Origin of the sequence: Haloferax sp. AB510, assembly GCF_024136985.1 — an archaeon.
Lineage (GTDB): Archaea > Halobacteriota > Halobacteria > Halobacteriales > Haloferacaceae > Haloferax.
The window spans coordinates 1-595 of sequence record NZ_JAMYJY010000237.1 but is presented as its reverse complement, the minus strand read 5'-3'; the positions used below and the strand labels follow the sequence as shown (position 1 = coordinate 595).

The following is a 595-nucleotide window of genomic DNA, read 5'->3' as shown; positions in this document are numbered from 1 at the left end:
CAAACGACGGCGCGGTTGTTAACCCGGTGCGCTGGTACACGTTTACGATGAACCAGCTGGAGGGGCCGCAGGACATCCCGGCGAATGCCACGATCAACACCACGAAATTCATCCTTAACGATAACGAGGCGCTGGTGGTTGGGCCGTTCTTTTCCCCGGTCGAGTCAACTCAGCTGTGGCTGCATACTCAGTCCAGCCTCGGCGGGAAGAAAGAGACCAACTGGAAGGTGGTTATCTGGAAGATGGACGACGAGTACAACCAGGTCCCTGGTACGCAGCAGACGTTTACATACAGGCAGACGACGCCGCACCAATCAACCAGCGAAGTCTTCTACCGCACCGACAAAATCACACCGACCGGCGGTTTCGGGAAATACGCGGTCAGCTTCCAGCGCACGGATAACTCAGGCGACGCTTCGCTGCTGAAGGTCGAAGAGATCCACAGCATTAACATCCGCACGAATGTCGTCCACCCGACCGACACGCTGGTGCGGGTGAAGGTGAGGGCGACAGAGAACGCTCTGGGCAGCCGTGAGCGCAAAATATAACGCGCTGGTGACGCGCCACACCATCACTTACGACCTGGACACGCAGG

Annotated in this window: 1 protein-coding gene; it reads left to right on the top strand. The window is 58.0% G+C overall.

Going from position 1 to position 595, the window contains the following annotated elements; translation table 11 throughout:
- On the top strand, positions 1 to 548 hold a 548-nt coding region (locus NKF06_RS20790; protein WP_253246478.1), incomplete at its 5' end, for a hypothetical protein.
- Positions 549 to 595: the final 47 nt, after the last annotated feature.